A 16,507-nucleotide genomic window follows, 5' to 3' on the forward strand; every position below is an offset into this window, starting at 1 on the left:
GCCACCCCCACCGCCGCCACCTGCCTACGCTGCCGGCTACGGCCTGCCGCCCTGGTACGGGCCGCGGCCGCCCGGCCCGTGGCCCCCGCACCGCTGACACCGCCGGCCTGCGCCCTGGGGCTGCCCACTGCCGGTGGCCGCCGCGACGGCGGCCACCGTCCGAGCTTGTCAGGCCATCAGCCTGGTGAGGAAGTCACCCAGTCCCTGCGCCATCATCATCAGCGCGCCGCCGATCGCGCGGAACATCTCCGCGGCACCCTCGGGCCGGAAGGCCATGAAGTAGATCAGGAACGCGAGGCTTCCCCAGGCCAGCACCTTCTTCACTAATACCGGCATCGTCCCTCCCCAGGCCGGTGGTGCGGCTGGCTTCCCGCCGGGGAGCGTGGCAAACGACGCGGGGGAGAACGACGCCCGTCGGCTCACAGGTAGAGCCCGGTGGCGTCCTCCTCGACCCGTTCGGCGGCCACCGCGTGCACGTCGCGCTCGCGGAGCAGCACGTAGCCCCGGCCGTGCAGCTCGACCTCGGAGCGGTCGTCGGGGTCGAAGAGCACCCGGTCGCCGGAGACGATGGAGCGGACGTGCGGTCCGACTCCGACCGCGGTGGCCCACGCCAGGCGCTTGCCCACGGCGGCGGTGGCCGGGATGACGATGCCGGCGGTGGAACGCCGCTCACCGTCGTTCCCCTCCATCCGGACCAGCACGCGGTCATGCAGCAGCCGGATGGGCAGGCCGGAATCGAGGTTCTGGTCGGCTGTCACGTCGCAGACGCTACCGTGCCGGCTCCGGCCCGCCGTCGGTGGTCACCCGGGTTGCGGAACAGCCGGTCTGGGCAAGGTATGGCGGAACTGCCCTACCGTGAGCTGCTCGGGCGTATCCTGTCCGACCTGACGCTGTGCGCGGGGCCAACCACACACGGGGAGGTGCGCTTGAGCCGGTTCGAGCGGATGCGCGGGCGGCTGCGTCGCGCGTACGAGTCGGGACGGGAGTCGGTTCGCGCTGGGCGGAACACCCCAGCCGACGTGCCCGAACCCGCCAGGATGGCCTCGCCGTCGAGCCCCGGGCCAGCGGCGCCGCCGGCTGCCACCGTGGTCGGCGCGGAACCTCCGGCCGCCCTGCACAACTCCACTGCCAGTCGGGACGACGCGGACGTGCCGCACGCGCTGCGGATCGCCGCCGCCTGGTCGTGGCGGTTGATCGTCGTCGGCGTCGTCTTCTGGGCGTTGCTGAAACTGGTGAGCACGATCAGCATCGTGATCATTCCGGTCGCGGTGGCGCTGCTGCTGTCGGCGCTGCTGGCGCCCGCGGTCGGCTGGCTGCTGCGGGCGCGACTGCCGAAGTCGCTGGCGACCGCGGTGGTGCTGGTCGCCGGGCTGGCCGCGGTGATCGCGACGCTGACGCTCGTGGTGAACGAGTTCATCAAGGGCGTCCCGGAACTGGCCGCCAAGTCGACCCAGGGCCTCCAGCAGATCCAGGACTGGCTCAAGACCGGACCGTTGCACCTGTCCGACAACGACCTTGACCGGTACCTCACCGAACTCCAGCAGTGGGTCAACAACAACACCGAACGCTTCACCAGCGGCGCCCTCTCCACCGCCGCGACCCTGGCCGAGGTGCTGACCGGCACGGTGCTGGTGCTCTTCGCCACCTTCTTCTTCCTGCGTGATGGCAACATCATCTGGCGCTTCCTGGTCCGGCTGCTGCCGGTGGCCGCGCGGTGGAAGGTCGACGACGCCGGCCGGGCCTCCTGGGCGACCCTCGTCGCCTACGTCCGGGCGACGGTGCTCGTCGCCTTCATCGACGCCGTCGGCATCGGCATCTTCCTGGTCATCTTCGACATCCCGTTCGCTTTCCCGCTGGCCGCCCTGGTCTTCCTCGGCGCGTTCATCCCGATCGTCGGTGCCACGCTCTCCGGCGGGGTGGCGGTGCTCGTGGCGCTTGTCGACAGCGGACCGGTGACCGCGTTGATCATTCTCGGTGTGGTGATCGGTGTGCAGCAGGTGGAGGGGCATGTCCTCCAGCCGCTGATCATGGGCCGGGCGGTCGCCATCCATCCGCTCGCGGTGATCATCGGTCTGGCCGCCGGTGTGGTTCTCGCCGGGATCACCGGCGCGGTGGTCGCGGTGCCGGTGATCGCGGTGCTCAACACGGCGGTGCGCCGGCTCGCCGCGCGTACCGTCCCGGACACCCCGCCCGACGCGGTGGTCGTCGCCTCCCGCGCACCCTGACCCCAGTTGTGTTGATCAAGAAGTTCTGGTCTTCCGAGAGCCGGATCGAGACGCAAACTTCTTGATCAACAGGGTTGGCGGGGCGAGGGGTCAGTTGTCGGCGAGCCGGGTCAGGGCGCCCCGGACCACCTCCGGGCGGGTGGTGTACCAGAACGGCGGCAGCGAGCGGCGCAGGAACGCCCCGTAACCCCGGGCGGTCTCCAGCCGGGAGTCGAGCACGGCCACCACCCCCCGGTCACCGGTGGCCCGGATCAGCCGGCCCACGCCCTGGGCCAGCCGGACCGCCGCGATCGGGACGCTCACCGCCGCGAAGCCGGAACCGCCCTGCGCGTCCACTGACGCCGCCCGCGCGGCGGCCAGCGGCTCGTCGGGGCGGGGGAAAGGCAGCCGGTCGATCACCACCAACTGGCACGAGTCGCCCGGCACGTCGACGCCCTGCCAGAGGGACATCACCCCGAACAGGCAACTGGACCGTTCCTCCCGGAACCGGCGGACCAGCAGCGGCAGCGCCTCCTCACCCTGCAACAACACGGGCAGGTCGGTCCGCGCGCGCAGCAGCTCCGCGGCCTGCTGCGCGGCTCGCCGGGAGGAGAACAAGCCGAGGGTACGACCACCGAGCGCGGTGACCAGCTCCAGCAACTCCTCCCCAGCCGCGTCGGGCAGCCCGGAGACACCGGGGCGGGGCAGATGCGCGGCCACGTAGAGGATGCCCTGGCGGGGGTAGTCGAACGGGGAGCCGACGTCCAACGACCGCCACCCGGAGCCGGAGTCGGTGGCGACGCCGCCGGTGTCCGTACGCTCGCCGCCCGCGCCTTTCCCGCCGGCCGGCGCCGCGGTCCCGACCGGATCGGCGGTGGCCGGTTTGCGGGACGCCTCGGCCAGGGCGGTGGCAGCCGGCGACGGTGGGCCCGGCGGGGGTGCTTCCAGCCCCAGCGACCGGGCCACCGTGTCGAACCGGCCGCCCAGGGTCAGCGTGGCCGAGGTGGCCACCACGGTCCGCTCGTCGTAGAGGTGGGTGGCGAGGGTGCCGGCGACCGAGAGTGGCGCCACCACCAGGGCCCGCCGGCCGGTGGCGTCGTTGCGTTCCACCCAGGCCACGTCGTGCTCCGCCTCCTCCAGCAGGCGCTGCGCGGTGCTGGAGAGCTCGTCGAGGACGGATTTGGCCTGCTGCTTGCGTACCGGGTCGGGGTCGTCGGCCTTGATGTCGCCGATGCCGTCCAGGGCCGCGCGGGTCGCGGCGTCCAGCATCGTGCACGCCTCCCGCAGCGGGTCGGGCAGGCCGCTGGTGATCCGCCCGACCGGTGCCTCGGCCAGCCCGACCGCGAGGGCGTCGCCGGCCGCGGTCAGCGCCTCCGCCGTCTCCGGACGCAGCAGCGGGCGGGCCCGGCGGGCGCTCCGGTCGATCAGCTCGGGGGTCAGCTCCGCCTGGGCCGCCGAGGAGACCCGGTCGGCCAACTCGTGGGCCTCGTCGACGACGAGCAGCTTGTGCGGCGGGACGATGTGTCGTCCGGCGATCATGTCGACCGCGAGCAGGCTGTGGTTCGTCACCACGATGTCGGCCTCCCGGGCCCGGGCCCGGGACGCCTCCGCGAAGCACTCCGCGCCGTACGGGCAGCGGGCCGCGCCCACACATTCCCGCGCCGGCATGGAGGCCAGTCGCCACGCCTGGTCGTCGACGCCGGGATCCAACTCGTCCCGGTCACCGGTCTCGGTCTCCAGCGCCCAGTCCCGCAGCCGTTGGATCTGTTTGCCGAGCCGGCCCGCCTCGCCGAGCCAGCGGGTGCCGCCACCCGGCTTCTCGGCCGGCGCGTCGAAGAGCGTGTCGACTGGCTCGTCCTCCGAGGAGTTCTCCAACCGGGCCAGGCAGAGGTAGTGGTGCCGGCCCTTGAGCACCGCGAAGGTGGGTCGTCGCCCGAGCAGCGGCTCGACGGCGTCGGCCAGCCGGGGCAGGTCGTGCTCGACGAGCTGGGACTGCAACGCCAGGGTGGCGGTGGAGACCACCACCGGCCCGTCCACGGTGAGCGCGGGGGCGAGGTACGCCAGGGACTTGCCGGTGCCGGTGCCGGCCTGCACCAGCAGGTGCTCACCGGCGGCCACACACTCCTCGATCGCGGTGGCCATCTGCTGCTGCCCAGGTCGGGCCGCGCCGCCGGGCACCGCGCCGACGGCGGCGGCCAGCAGGTCCGCGCCGCTGGGCCGGGCACCCCGGCGACGGGTCTTGGCGCTTGTCGAGGCGAAGCCGGCGGTGGTGCGGGGCGGGGTCACCGTGGCACGGTACCGGCCGGGGCTGACCGGGTGGCGTACCGATCGCCGTGTTGCCGCGTCCCGCGACGGGACACCTACTCGTTGTCCGCTATATTCCCGACGGCGAGTCCTGGGCGGAATCGGCTAGGGTGCGACTCATGCCGAGCGATGTGGTCCGGGTGGTCTACCGCAAGTACGACGGCAGCATGCACCGCGACTACCCGGCCCGTCGGCTGGCCGAGGACGACCTCGGCGTCTGGCTCGGCGTGCCGGCCGGCACCAGCTCGGTCTACCACGGCCGGCCCTCGGTGGAGCAGATCCCGTTCGTCCTGCTGGTGCCGCACCACGCCTGGTGGACCGGCATGTTCAACCCGCCGCCGCGGACCAGCGAGGTCTACTGCGACATCGCCAGCCCGGCGCGCTGGGAGGGTGACGACACGGTGCACCTGATCGACCTCGATCTCGACGTGGTGCGCCGGCGGGAGACCGGCCTGGTCGAGCTGCGTGACGAGGACGAGTTCGCCGAGCACCGGGTCCGCTTCGGCTATCCGGACGACCTGGTGGTGGCGGCCGAGGCGGCGTCGCGTTGGCTGCTCGGCGCGCTCGGCGACGGCACCGAGCCGTTCGCCACCTCGTACCGCAAATGGCTGGCCCTGGTGGTCTGAGCAGCACCGCCCACCGCCACCGCACTCCTGCCGAGTGCGGTTCGCCACACCCGCCTCCGGGTATCCGGTCGATCGACAAGTCGGGGTGACGTGAGCGCCTGCTGGGATTGACGGGGCGGTGAAGGTGAACGGAAGTTGAACGGGTGGTGAATGGCGCCTGGCCAGGGGTGGGCCGCCGAATAGCCGCTCCGGGTGTTCCCTAGCATTCCCCTCAGCAGGGCGCCGACGGCGGCTCCCCACCCCTTCCACCGACACGACGAGGTCCGTGCAGTGAGGTTTTCATTCCGCCCCAACGAGGGCGCCTTCTACGAGCTCTTCACCAGGGCCGCGCAGAACCTGGTCCGGGGTACCGAGCTGCTCAACGAGCTCGCCCTGCCCGATGTCGAGGTGCAGTCGGTGAGCGAGCGGCTCACCGAGGTCGAGCACGACAGCGACCAGATCACCCACGACCTGTACAAGAAGATCAACTCCACCTTCGTCACTCCCTTCGACCGGGAGGACATCTACCGTCTCGGCTCGCTGCTCGACGACGTGATGGACCACCTGGAAGCGGTGGGCAACCTGCTGTACCTCTACGGGCTGACCAAGCTGCCGTCGCTGCCCCGGGAGATGCACGAGTTGGTGCACGTGCTCGACCAGCAGGCGAAGCTGACCGCCGAGGCGATGCCCCGGCTGAAGTCGATGAAGGATCTCGAGGACTACTGGATCGAGATCAACCGGCTGGAGAACGACGGCGACCAGGCGTACCGGATGCTGCTGGTGCGCCTCTTCTCCGGCGAGTACGACGCGTTGACCGTGCTGAAGATGAAGGAGGTCGCCGACGAGCTGGAGGCGGCCTGCGACGCCTTCGAGCACGTGGCCAACACCGTCGAGACCATCGCGGTCAAGGAGTCCTGATCCTGTGAGTCCCGAGCTCATCGCGGTGTTGGCGGTGATCGGGGTGGCCCTGGTGTTCGACTACACCAACGGCTTCCACGACGCCGCCAACGCGATCGCGACAAGCATCTCCACCCGGGCGCTCACCCCCCGGGTCGCCCTGGGCATGGCGGCGATCGGCAACTTCATCGGCGCCCACTTCGGTGCCGAGGTCGCCAAGACCGTCGGCAGTGGCCTGGTCGAGCTACCCACCGGTGTGTCCAGCCTCGGCATCGTCTTCGCGGGCGTGATCGGCGCGATCACCTGGAACCTCATCACCTGGTACTTCGGCCTGCCGTCGTCCTCCTCGCACGCCCTCATCGGCGGCCTGGTCGGCTCGACCGTCGCCGCGTCCGGCACCGTGCTCTGGACCGGCATCGGGGAGAGCGTGATCATCCCGATGATCCTGTCGCCGATGGTGGGTTTCATCCTCGGCTACATCGTGATGATCGCGGTGCAGTGGATCTTCCGGAACGGACACCCGGGCAAGCTGAACCGGGGCTTCCGCTGGGCCCAGACCGCCTCGGCGGCGGCCATGTCGGTCGGTCACGGCATGCAGGACGCGGCCAAGACCATCGGCATCGTGGTGCTCGCCCTCTTCGTCGGTGGCTACCAGGACGACGCCACCTACATCCCGGAGTGGGCGTTCTGGACCTCGGCGGCCGTGCTGGCGGCGGGCACCTACGCCGGTGGCTGGCGGATCATCCGGACGCTGGGCCGGAAGATCATCGACCTGCGCCCGCCGGAGGGCTTCGCGGCCGAGACCGTGGCCAGTGGCGTGCTCTACTTCAACGCACTGGTGCTCGGTGCCCCGATCTCGACCACCCACACGATCACTTCGGCGATCATGGGTGTCGGTGCCACCAAGCGGCTCTCCGCGGTGCGCTGGGGCGTGGCAGGCAACATCGTCGGCGCCTGGATCCTGACGTTCCCGGCGGCCGGCTCGATCGGCGCGATCATGTACTTCGTCGTCCGACCGCTTTTCAGCTAAGGAGGGGCCCCTTGTTAACGCCTCGCGTATAGCAAGGGGCCCCTGTTAACACTCAGAGATACGAGACGCCGATCTGGGCGCGGATGTCGTCGAGCAGCGCCATGATCTCCAGAGTGGCGGAGTGCGGCACCAGCGGGCTCTCGGTCAGCCCCTCGGCCAGGCAGCGCTGCACCTCGATGGCCTCGTACTGGTAGCCCGAGCCGACCAGCTCCTCGGTGATCGTCTCCGGCTCGGCACCGGACCGGTGCAGGGTGAACCCGCCCGGCCGGAAGAACGGTTCGGGCAGCTCGATCCGCCCCGCCGTGCCGGTGATCGACGCGGTCAGCCCGGACGCCCCCACCATGCCGCAGCTCAGCGTGGCGATCGCCCCCGAGTCGTACCCGAAGACCAGGCCGGTGTTCTCGTCCGTGCCCTCCGGGCCCAGCTTGGCCCAGGCCCGGACGTGCTGCGGGGTGCCGAGCAGCAGGTGCGCCAGGCTCACCGGGTAGACGCCGAGGTCGAGCAGCGCGCCGCCGCCGAGCGCGCGGGCCCGCATCCGGTGCTCGGGCGGGAACGGTCCTTCGACGCCGAAGTCGGCCCGTACGCCGGTCACCGTGCCGATCGCGCCGTCCGCGATCAACTCGCGGACCCGCAGGATGAGCGGGTTGCAGCGCATCCACATGGCTTCCATCAGGAAGACCCCGGCGGTGCGGGCGGTGTCGACCAGCTCGGTGGTGGTGGCCAGGTCGAGGGTGAAGGGCTTCTCCACGAGCGCCGGCCGGCCGGCCTCGAGGCAGGTCCGGGCCGCCTCGTAGTGGGCGGCGTGCGGGGTGGCGACGTAGATGACGTCCACCTCGGCGTCCGCGGCCAGTTCCGCCCAGGAGGCGTACGCCCGGGGTACGCCGTGCCGCTGCGCGAAGCGCTGCGCGGTCTCAGCGGTTCGTGAGCCGACCGCGACCAGTTCGGCCCCCGGCACCAACCGGAGGTCTTCGGCGAAGCGGGCGGCGATGTGGCCGGTGGCGAGGATGCCCCAACGAGTCATGGGGCGACGGTACCGAAGATCAATCGAGGGCTGTACTGGCCATCCACGGGTCGGGACTAGGCTGCGCGGATGACGATCGACCGCGGCTATCCGGCGCCACCCGCGCTGGCCGAGCACTTCCGTCGGTTTCACGCCTCCGGAGCCGCTCCGGCGGTGCCCCGGGTGGCGGCCACCGTGCTGCTGTTGCGTCCGGCGGGCGACGGCTTCGAGGTGTACCTGATCCGCCGGGTCGCGGCGATGGCCTTCGGTGGCATGTACGCCTTCCCCGGCGGCGGGGTCGATCCCTCGGACTCCACTGCCCACCTGGACTGGGCCGGGCCGGAACCCGCGGACTGGGGTGCCCGGCTGGGGCTGACGCCGCAGGCCGCGCAGGCGGTCGTCTGCGCGGCGGCCCGCGAGGTCTTCGAGGAGGCCGGAGTGCTGCTCGCCGGCCCGGACCGGGAGCGGGTGCTCGGTGACGTCAGCGACGACGGCTGGGAGGCCGCCCGGGTCGACCTGGAGCAGCGGCGCAGCGGCTTCGCCGAGCTGCTGGCGGGGCGCGGTCTCACCCTCCGGTCGGACCTGCTGCTGCCGTGGAGCCGGTGGGTGACGCCGGAGTTCGAGCCACGCCGGTTCGACACGTACTTCTTCGTGGCGTTGTTGCCGGAGGGGCAGCGGACCCGGCACGTCACCGGCGAGGCCGACCGCACCCTCTGGGTCCGTCCCGCCGACGCCTGCGACCGGGCCGGGGCCGGCGAGTTGACCATGCTGCCGCCGACAGTTGTCACGCTCGGCGAGGTGGCGGCCTGTGCCGACCTCGCCGCGGTGGCGCGGGCGGCGACGACCCGGGACGCCGCCACACCGATCACCCCGCGGCTGGACCTGAGCGGCGCGGACGGACCGCGGTTCTACCTGCCCTGACGGTGGTCCTCCGGGGGCGGTTGCCGCACCGGTCGGCGCAGCGGGCTCAGTCGCGCTGGTAGTGCACGTGCGCGGACCACCGCGCGAAGCCGAGCCGCTGGTAGAGGGCGACGGCGCCGGTGTTCGACTCGTCCACGTAGAGCATCACCCGGTCCAGGCCGCGTTGCTCGCGCAGGTACGCCAGCCCGGCAGTGGTCAAGGCCCGGCCGAGTCCGCCGCCGTGCGCGGAGGGCTCCACGCCGAGCACGTACACCTCGCCGATGCTCGCCGAACCGGGCCGCTCGTGCACCTTCGTCCAGTGGAAGCCGAGTAGCCGGCCGGTCGCCGACTCCTCCGCGAGCAGGAAGCCAGCCGCGTCGAACCACGGCTCGGCCAGGCGTACCCGCAGATCGTCGATGGTCCACCGGCCCTGCTCGGGATGGTCGGCGAAGGCCCGCGCGTTGAGCGCCAGCCACGCTTCGTCGTCGACGCCGGGGACGAAGGTACGCAGTGTGACCCCGTTGGGCAGCCGCGGCTCGGACAGCGGTGCGGTCAGCGGCCGACGCAGTTGCCAGAGCACCCGTGCGCGGCGGAAACCGAGGCCCACGGCGAGCGCTGCGGCTGAGGGGTGATCGCCGTGCGCCCAGGCTCGTACCGGTCGACTCGGTACCGCCTGCGGCGTCGCGCCAGCAGCGAAAGCGGAGACCTCTCGTCCCGGCGTGGGTCGGGCCAGCAGCTCCTGGGCCAGCGCCCGGCCGGTGCCCTGGCGTCGGTACGCCGGATGCACGACAAGCGCCACCCCGGCATCGGCCGCCGGGTCGTCGGTGTCCAGGTTGGCGTACCCGACAAGTGTCCCGTCCTCTGCCCAGGCGAGCAGGTGGGTCGCCGGGGTCCGGTCATCGCGGAGCCGGAGCAGCAGCTGCTCGTCCAGCGGGTCCGCGCCGTCCGCGTCGCCGGCCGCCCGAGCCAGCGCCAGCACCTGCGTGACCTGTGTCGGGTCGAGCCGCTCGGAGCCGTCGAGCCTGATCGTTCGCGCGCTCATTCCGCCACGCTATCCGGCGCGACGACAGCGCTGGGGTCAGGTTCCGCGCTTGGGTAGCGCCAGGACGGCGAAGCGGGCGCTGAGTGTCGGCAGGATGCTGTACAGCGCGTTCACTGTGCCCTGCCGGTTACCCCCCGCGTCGTGCAGCAGGACGATCGACCCGGCCCGTACCCCGGCGACCACCGAGGTCGCGATCTTGGTGGCGCCGGGGGCCCGCCAGTCGGACGGGTCCACCGTCCAGTGCAACGGCATCATGCCCAGCTCCCGGGCGACCGAGATGATGGGATAGGTCCAGGCGCCGCCGGGCTGGCGGTACCAGGCGATCGGCGCGTCCGGGACGGCGGCCCGGATCGCGGCACTGGTCCGGAGCAGGTCCGAGCGGATTCGGTCCGGTGAGCGTGAACCCAGCGTCACATCATGGTTCCAGCTGTGATTGCACAGCGTGTGGCCGTCGGCGACGATCTGCTGGATCAGCCACGGGTACGCCTCGGCGTTCTGGCCGACCACACAGAAGGTGGCGGTGACGTGATATTCCCGCAGGACCGCCAGCACCTGCGGGGTGTAGTCCGGGTTTGGTCCGTCGTCGAAGGTCAGGGCGACGGTGTCGGTGCCGGTGCTCATCCGGGTGCCCATCGGGCCGAAGTTGGGGTCGTCGTCCTGCCCCGGCTCGGAGTTCGGCGCGGGCGCACCGGTGGTGCCGGTGCCAGGTTCGGTCGGGGAGGGGGCGGACTGGTCGGCGTACTGCGGATGGTCGGCGCCGTTCGCGGTGACAGTGGAGTCGGTGTGGGGCGTGTCAGGTGCCAGGCTCTGGCCGAGCAGGTACACCGAACCCAGCACCGCCGACACCACGAACGTGATGATCCCGATCGCGCGTCCTGCGCCCCGGTGGTAACCCCCCACCGCCGCCCCTCCCGTTGGCCAACTCGAGAGTCACGATAAGACGCACGAGTCGACCAAAAGGGGCATACCGGAAATTATCCTTCGACGGTGAGGGGGCGTGCCGTGAGCTGCGCGTGCTCGGCAGCCTCCGACAGCGTCGTACGCGAGGACGGCACGACGAACTTGTAGCCCACCTGGCGCACCGTGCCGATCATCGACTCGTACTCCGAGCCGAGCTTGGCCCGCAGCCGACGAACATGCACGTCGACCGTTCGGGTGCCGCCGAAGTAGTCGTAACCCCAGACCTCGCGGAGCAGTTGGTCGCGGGTGAAGACCCGGCCCGGGTGCTGGGCGAGGAACTTCAGCAGCTCGAACTCCTTGTAGGTCAGGTCGAGCGGGCGGCCCTTGAGCTTCGCGGCGTAGGTGTCCGGGTCGATCATCAGCTCGCCGGCCCGGATCGAGCCGCCGGCACCGGCCGTGGCGTTGCTCAGCCGGCCGACCGCGAGCCGAAGGCGGGCCTCGACCTCGGCCGGACCGGCGGAGGCGAGGATGACGTCGTCGACTCCCCAGTCGGCGTTGAGGGCGATCAGGCCGGCCTCGGTCACCACCGCCACCAGCGGTACGCCGAGCCCGGTGGCGTGCAGCATCCGGCAGGTGGCGCGTGCCTCGCTCAACTCGGAGCGGGCGTCGACAAGTACGGCGTCGGGGCTCGGGCCGGCGACGAGCGTCCGCACGTCGCGAGGTGCGGTGCGGACCGAGTGCGGTAGCAGGTCCAGTGCCGGTAGCACTGCGGATGGTTCGCCTGCCCGTGCGGTAACCAACAGCAGGATCTCCACGATCACCTCCGTCCCGGCGGCCGGTGTGGCCGCTCGCGACCAGCGGCACTCCAGATGGGTGTGGCGCTGGGAACTTCCGTGGGTCCCGGCGTCGCTGACGGGCGGGTTTCGCGTTGAGCGTAACCGATCGCCCGAGCTGAGCCGGGGCGAGGTTTACCGTTTGCCCTTTCTGTCCCTGATCGTGGCGCAGGTTTTAACGTCGCCGAAACCGGAGGACTCGCGATTTGCGGCGGGTCTGGCACGATCGGTGGGTGCTTCCCTCCAGCTCGCCCGAGACCGGCCGTGATCCGTGGTCCGACGACGACCCGCCGCCACGGACCGGTCCGGCGGTCGAGACCGACGAGCGGCGACGTTCGGGTGGTCCGCGACGGCTGCGTCGGGGCGGCTCTCCCCGTCGGAGCGAGGACGCAGCCGACGCCGTCGAGGACGAGGAGGAAGAGCCACCGGTCGAGGTACGCCGGCAGCTCTCACTCGCCATCGGCGGCTTCGCCGTCCTGCTCGGCGTCGGATTGATCGTCGGGGCGCAGAGCTCCGGCCCGGGGCACCGGATGCCCTTCACCGTCGTGGTGTTCACCGTGCAGCTGCTGTTCCTGCTGGCCTGGACGATGGTGACCCGGCCACCGGCGCTCGCCGTGGTGCTCGGGGTGAACGCGGTGGTCGCCGTGGCGGCCGACGTCGTGGCGGTACGCAGCGCCGAGCCGAGGCTGGGCCCGCTCGGTTACGTGGCGATCGGCGGCGTGCTCGCCGCGGTGCTCGGTCAACTGATCCGCCGGGTGGACCGGGCCCGGGTGACCGACTCGCTGCGGACCACCACCACCATCACGTTGGGGGTGGTCGGGCTCGCCACGCTCATCGTGCTCAGTCGGATGCCCGCCGGCACTCAGACGATCACCGTCTGTCTCACCGCTGCCGCCGTCGCGCTCCTCGTGGCCCGGGCCGCCGACGCCGCCAAAGCTTGGCCGCGGCTGGCCCCCCAGGTGCCCAGAGGCGCGGCGGGCGTGGTCGGCGGGGCCATGGTGGGTACGTTGGTCAGCGCCCTGCTCGGCAGCTATCTGGTCCTGCCCTTCACGCCGACCAAGGCCGCGCTCATCGGCCTGGTCGCGGCGGTCGTTGCCGTCCTGGCCGACCTCGCCGTCGGGTACGCCGACGCGAGCCGGCGGATGGCGGGCGAGTTGCTGGCCGGGTGGGGGGTCCGGCACGTGCAGGGTCCGCTCGGCGCGGTCACGATGTTGGCGCCGGCGGCGTACCTGATGTGTCGACTGCTGCTCTAGGCACGGTTGAGGAATCGGGGCGGCGGGTACCACCGGTGCGCCGCAGGCGTGGCATCGATCCAGAACGAAGAAGACGTACGGCAGAACGGGTGAGGTGGCGTGGAGCACGAGCAGACGTACGGACGGCGACCGCGGCGACGGGGTCGCAAGCTGCTTATCGGGTTCGTCGTCCTGCTGCTCATCCTCGTCGGCCTGGTGGCCGTCGCCGACCGGGTGGCGGTGAGTGTGGCCGAACGCACGATCGCCGACGAGGTCAGCCAGCAGGTGGCCCAGCAGAACGCGCAGTCCGCCCCGCCCGAGGTCGAGGTGGCCGGCTTCCCCTTCCTCACCCAGGTCCTCGACGGCCGGTACGAGCGCATCTCGATCAGGCTGCGGGACGTGCAGGGCTCGGTGCAGGGTGACGCGGTGGCGCTGCCCAGCCTGAACGTGGACGCCCGCAACGTCAGCGCATCGCTGGACACGCTCCGCACCGGCCAGGGTGACGTGGTGGCCGAGACCGTCAACGGCACCGGCACCATCAGCTACCAGAGCCTCGCCGCCCTGCTGAACCGGGAAGGTCTGGCCCTCGCCGAACAGGGCGGCAAGCTCGCCGTCACCGCGCCGGTGGACATCCTCGGTCAGCGGCTGACTGTCACCGGCACCGCCGACATCGTCGTCGGTGAGCAGGGTGGGGTCGCGCTCAAGTTCGACAACCTGGACGCCGAAGGGCTGCCCGACGCGCCGCTGGCCCGCACCCTGGTGAACAACTTCGCGCGCAGCATCTCGGTGGACGTACCCCTGCCGGAGCTGCCGTTCGGGCTCACCGTCCGCGAGGTCGTGCCGCGCCCCGAAGGTCTCACGGTGACCGCCGACGCGCGGGACGTGCCGATCAACGCGGCCGGCTGACCCCGGGTAGGGCGTCCCGGATGCTGGTCGGCCCGCTGGAGATATCTGGGATCGCTGGTAGGCTCCCTGTCCATGGGGACGCTCCTCACCAAACGGCGCGCGGTCGACCTGTGCCGCGTGGCCACCTGCCTGTGTCGCTCCGTCATCTGACGGCGGGGCTGTCTCGGGCCGCATAGCGGCCATCGGCACTCAGGGGTAACGCGTACCTAATATCCCGGTGCACCCCACCAAAACGCCCGGCAGCGGCGCCGTCGCACGAACCCGTGATCCGTTCCTAGCTATGGGTCCCGCGCGTGGTGCGACACCTTCACAATCCACGACCTCCGCGCGCTGGCTCACCATCCATCCTCACCAGGGAGTGATCTGATGAGTCGCGACACCGCACTCGTCTCGGCCGAATGGGCCGAGAAGAACCTCGACGCCCCGGGCGTTGTCTTCGTCGAGGTCGACGAGGACACCTCGGCCTACGACACCGGCCACATCGCCGGTGCGATCAAGCTCGACTGGAAGACCGACCTCCAGGACCCGGTCCGCCGGGACTTCGTCAACAAGGCGCAGTTCGAGGCGCTGCTCTCCGAGCGGGGCATCAGCAACGACGACACCGTCATCCTCTACGGCGGCAACAACAACTGGTTCGCCGCGTACGCGTACTGGTACTTCAAGCTCTACGGCCACCGCGAGGTCAAGCTGCTCGACGGCGGCCGCAAGAAGTGGGAGCTGGACGCCCGGCCGCTGGTCACCGACGCGGTGACCCGCCCCGCCACCCAGTACGTCGCGCAGGAGCCGGACAACTCGATCCGGGCCTTCCGGGACGAGGTCGTCGCCGCGATCGGCACCAAGAACCTGGTCGACGTGCGCAGCCCCGACGAGTACGCTGGCCGGCTGCTCGCCCCCGCCCACCTGCCGCAGGAGCAGGCCCAGCGCGGCGGCCACATCCCGACCGCGATCAGCGTGCCGTGGTCCAAGGCGGCGAACGAGGACGGCACCTTCAAGTCCGACGACGAGCTGCGCAAGATCTACGGCGACGCCGGGCTGGACGACGGCAAGGAGACCATCGCCTACTGCCGGATCGGCGAGCGTTCCTCGCACAGCTGGTTCGTGCTCCAGGAGCTGCTCGGCCACCCCAACGTGAAGAACTACGACGGTTCCTGGACCGAGTACGGCTCGCTGATCGGCGTGCCGATCGTGCTCGGCGATGAGCCCGGGGAGGCGTGAGATGACTGCACCAGCAAGCGCTGCCACCGCCGCCGGCTGCGCCGCCCCGGACCAGGCCGCCCCGTTGCCCGCCAGCATCGACCTGGAGAAGGAGACCGTCATCACCGGCGTCGTCCGCTCCGCTCAGGGCGACGCGGTGCCGGGTGCGTACGTCCGTCTGCTCGACTCGACGGGTGAGTTCACCGCCGAGGTGGTGACCTCGCCGGCCGGGCAGTTCCGGTTCTTCGCCGCGCCGGGCAACTGGACCCTGCGGGCGCTCTCCCGCCACGGCAACGGCGACGCCGCCGTGACCGCGGGTCGAGGCGTCCACGAGGTGCCCGTCACGGTCACCGACTGACCCACGCTCTGATCGGCCACGTGGCCCGCATCCCCGTCCGGGGGTGCGGGCCACGAGCCGTTTCCCGGCTTGATCCACTCGGTTTCGGCGGAATGGCGGACTTCTCCCGCCCTGGCCACCGCCACTTCGCCGTGACGGCGGGCGGTCAGGACGGCGGGGACGGGCGGTGCGGTGGCGGGAGCAGGCGCCGTCGTGGTCCGGCCGCAGCAGGCAGCGCTGGCCGTGACCCATCAACCGGTCGCAGAAGACCTGATGCTGTACGTCCATCGCGCCCGCCACGGAGATCGTCGTCTCGCCCAGCACCAACTCCGGCAGGCAGCCGAGCGACCGGGTGAGTGCTCGGGCGAGCACGTGTGCGGCGGCCAGATCGGTCGCGTGCAGCGTCAGGTGAACGACGAAACGTGGTCGCTCCTCGATGCCGTTATCCCGCACTTCGATCACCTCTGTCGGAGGGTGGGCAGGTCGCCGGGCAGGTGGATCAGGTGGATCAGGTGGATCAGGTGGATCAGGTGGATCAGGTGGATCAGATGGTCGGGATGGATCGGCATGCTCGACCCACCCCGACCGGGGGATTGAGCCCTGCTCGTTGCCACGCGAGGAGACTCGTCGACGAACTTATATGAGGAATGCAAGGTATGCAAGGAAGTTGGATAGCTTGGCGCTCTTGTGTTCCTCGTGATCGAATTGGAGTTGCCACGCGAGGAGTGCCATGCCATCGACGCCGGATTACATCCGCATCTCGGACAAGATCATCGCCGACGTGAGGTCGGGGAAGTACAAGCCGGGCGGAAAGCTGCCCTCGATAGCTCAGCTCTGCGAGCAGTTCCAGGTCAGCCCGTCCACGATCCAGCTCGTCAACGTGCGACTCGAAGCTCTCGGAGTCATCGACCGACGGCAGGGCAAGGGTGTGTTCGTGACCGATCCGGGCACCTGGTTACGCAAGCCCTGACCAACCCGGGCCCCGCCCCCGCCGAGCCCGCAACATCGGGAACGTTGCTGCCTGACGCCCATGCCGTCCCGGCAATATCCGGGAAGATGCTGCCTCACACCGTCGTCGTGCCAGCAAGTTCGGGGAAGATGCTGCCTCGCACGGGTGCCGTGC

General features: G+C 71.0%; 18 protein-coding genes and 1 pseudogene. 11 read left to right on the forward strand and 8 right to left on the reverse strand.

The window, feature by feature from the left end; translation table 11 throughout:
• Positions 1-168 precede the first annotated feature (168 nt).
• Positions 169-336, reverse strand: coding sequence for a hypothetical protein (locus tag C1I93_RS31670; protein ID WP_181445231.1), 168 nt, complete (start codon positions 334-336; stop codon positions 169-171).
• An 83-nt stretch (positions 337-419) separates the two neighbouring features.
• Positions 420-758, reverse strand: a complete 339-nt coding sequence (locus tag C1I93_RS18805; RefSeq protein ID WP_111244607.1) for a GroES family chaperonin — start codon at positions 756-758, stop codon at positions 420-422.
• 78 nt (positions 759-836) lie between these two features.
• On the opposite strand from C1I93_RS18805, the gene C1I93_RS18810 reads away from it, so the two are divergent.
• On the forward strand, positions 837-2,225 hold the full coding sequence (locus tag C1I93_RS18810) for an AI-2E family transporter (protein ID WP_309148207.1): 1,389 nt from the start codon (positions 837-839) through the stop codon (positions 2,223-2,225).
• Between the two features lie 90 nt (positions 2,226-2,315).
• Here the strand turns inward: C1I93_RS18810 and C1I93_RS18815 are convergent, their stop codons facing one another.
• Entirely contained in the window at positions 2,316-4,490 is a 2,175-nt protein-coding gene (locus C1I93_RS18815; protein WP_111244608.1) for an ATP-dependent DNA helicase, read from the reverse strand.
• 137 nt (positions 4,491-4,627) lie between these two features.
• Between C1I93_RS18815 and C1I93_RS18820 the strand changes: the two genes are divergently transcribed.
• From C1I93_RS18820 to C1I93_RS18830, 3 genes are all read left to right on the forward strand, one after another.
• Positions 4,628-5,134: a DUF402 domain-containing protein gene (locus C1I93_RS18820; RefSeq protein WP_111244609.1), complete on the forward strand. Its 507-nt coding sequence runs from the start codon at positions 4,628-4,630 to the stop codon at positions 5,132-5,134.
• A gap of 270 nt (positions 5,135-5,404) precedes the next feature.
• A complete protein-coding gene (locus C1I93_RS18825) occupies positions 5,405-6,031 on the forward strand; it encodes a DUF47 domain-containing protein (protein ID WP_111244610.1) in 627 nt (208 codons plus the stop codon).
• A gap of 4 nt (positions 6,032-6,035) precedes the next feature.
• On the forward strand, positions 6,036-7,040 hold the full coding sequence (locus C1I93_RS18830) for an inorganic phosphate transporter (RefSeq protein ID WP_111244611.1): 1,005 nt from the start codon (positions 6,036-6,038) through the stop codon (positions 7,038-7,040).
• Between the two features lie 52 nt (positions 7,041-7,092).
• Here the strand turns inward: C1I93_RS18830 and C1I93_RS18835 are convergent, their stop codons facing one another.
• Positions 7,093-8,061, reverse strand: coding sequence for a Gfo/Idh/MocA family protein (locus C1I93_RS18835; protein WP_111244612.1), 969 nt, complete (start codon positions 8,059-8,061; stop codon positions 7,093-7,095).
• Positions 8,062-8,130: 69 nt separating this feature from the next.
• Between C1I93_RS18835 and C1I93_RS18840 the strand changes: the two genes are divergently transcribed.
• Positions 8,131-8,961: an NUDIX hydrolase gene (locus tag C1I93_RS18840; RefSeq protein ID WP_111244613.1), complete on the forward strand. Its 831-nt coding sequence runs from the start codon at positions 8,131-8,133 to the stop codon at positions 8,959-8,961.
• Between the two features lie 46 nt (positions 8,962-9,007).
• On the opposite strand, the gene mshD is transcribed toward C1I93_RS18840, so the two are convergent.
• The 3 genes from mshD to C1I93_RS18855 form a co-directional block, all read right to left on the reverse strand.
• The gene (mshD, locus tag C1I93_RS18845) at positions 9,008-9,982 is read right to left on the reverse strand and encodes a mycothiol synthase (protein WP_111244614.1); all 975 of its coding nucleotides are present in this window, start codon (positions 9,980-9,982) and stop codon (positions 9,008-9,010) included.
• Positions 9,983-10,018: 36 nt separating this feature from the next.
• Positions 10,019-10,882 (reverse strand): polysaccharide deacetylase family protein, encoded by an 864-nt coding sequence (locus tag C1I93_RS18850; protein WP_111244615.1) that lies wholly within the window; start codon positions 10,880-10,882, stop codon positions 10,019-10,021.
• 74 nt (positions 10,883-10,956) lie between these two features.
• Entirely contained in the window at positions 10,957-11,697 is a 741-nt protein-coding gene (locus C1I93_RS18855; RefSeq protein WP_111244622.1) for a winged helix-turn-helix transcriptional regulator, read from the reverse strand.
• 251 nt (positions 11,698-11,948) lie between these two features.
• On the opposite strand from C1I93_RS18855, the gene C1I93_RS18860 reads away from it, so the two are divergent.
• The 5 genes from C1I93_RS18860 (at position 11,949) to C1I93_RS18875 (ending at position 15,405) form a co-directional block, all read left to right on the forward strand.
• Positions 11,949-12,968 (forward strand): hypothetical protein, encoded by a 1,020-nt coding sequence (locus tag C1I93_RS18860; protein ID WP_111244623.1) that lies wholly within the window; start codon positions 11,949-11,951, stop codon positions 12,966-12,968.
• A gap of 99 nt (positions 12,969-13,067) precedes the next feature.
• Positions 13,068-13,853 carry an LmeA family phospholipid-binding protein gene (locus C1I93_RS18865; RefSeq protein ID WP_111244616.1) on the forward strand — a complete coding sequence of 262 codons (786 nt, stop codon included), beginning with the start codon at positions 13,068-13,070 and terminating at the stop codon, positions 13,851-13,853.
• A 72-nt stretch (positions 13,854-13,925) separates the two neighbouring features.
• Positions 13,926-14,003 (forward strand): Ms5788A family Cys-rich leader peptide, encoded by a 78-nt coding sequence (locus C1I93_RS33115; protein ID WP_331214547.1) that lies wholly within the window; start codon positions 13,926-13,928, stop codon positions 14,001-14,003.
• 216 nt (positions 14,004-14,219) lie between these two features.
• Positions 14,220-15,068, forward strand: a complete 849-nt coding sequence (locus C1I93_RS18870; protein WP_111244617.1) for a sulfurtransferase — start codon at positions 14,220-14,222, stop codon at positions 15,066-15,068.
• Between the two features lies 1 nt (position 15,069).
• Positions 15,070-15,405 carry a DUF1416 domain-containing protein gene (locus tag C1I93_RS18875; protein ID WP_111244618.1) on the forward strand — a complete coding sequence of 112 codons (336 nt, stop codon included), beginning with the start codon at positions 15,070-15,072 and terminating at the stop codon, positions 15,403-15,405.
• A 174-nt stretch (positions 15,406-15,579) separates the two neighbouring features.
• On the opposite strand, the pseudogene C1I93_RS32575 reads toward C1I93_RS18875, so the two are convergent.
• Positions 15,580-15,837: pseudogene (locus C1I93_RS32575) on the reverse strand (hypothetical protein); the annotation flags it as partial.
• A gap of 277 nt (positions 15,838-16,114) precedes the next feature.
• On the opposite strand from C1I93_RS32575, the gene C1I93_RS18890 reads away from it, so the two are divergent.
• Positions 16,115-16,354: a winged helix-turn-helix domain-containing protein gene (locus C1I93_RS18890; protein ID WP_111244620.1), complete on the forward strand. Its 240-nt coding sequence runs from the start codon at positions 16,115-16,117 to the stop codon at positions 16,352-16,354.
• Positions 16,355-16,507: the final 153 nt, after the last annotated feature.

The organism is Micromonospora endophytica (assembly GCF_003236305.1).
Classification (GTDB): Bacteria; Actinomycetota; Actinomycetes; order Mycobacteriales; family Micromonosporaceae; genus Micromonospora; species Micromonospora endophytica.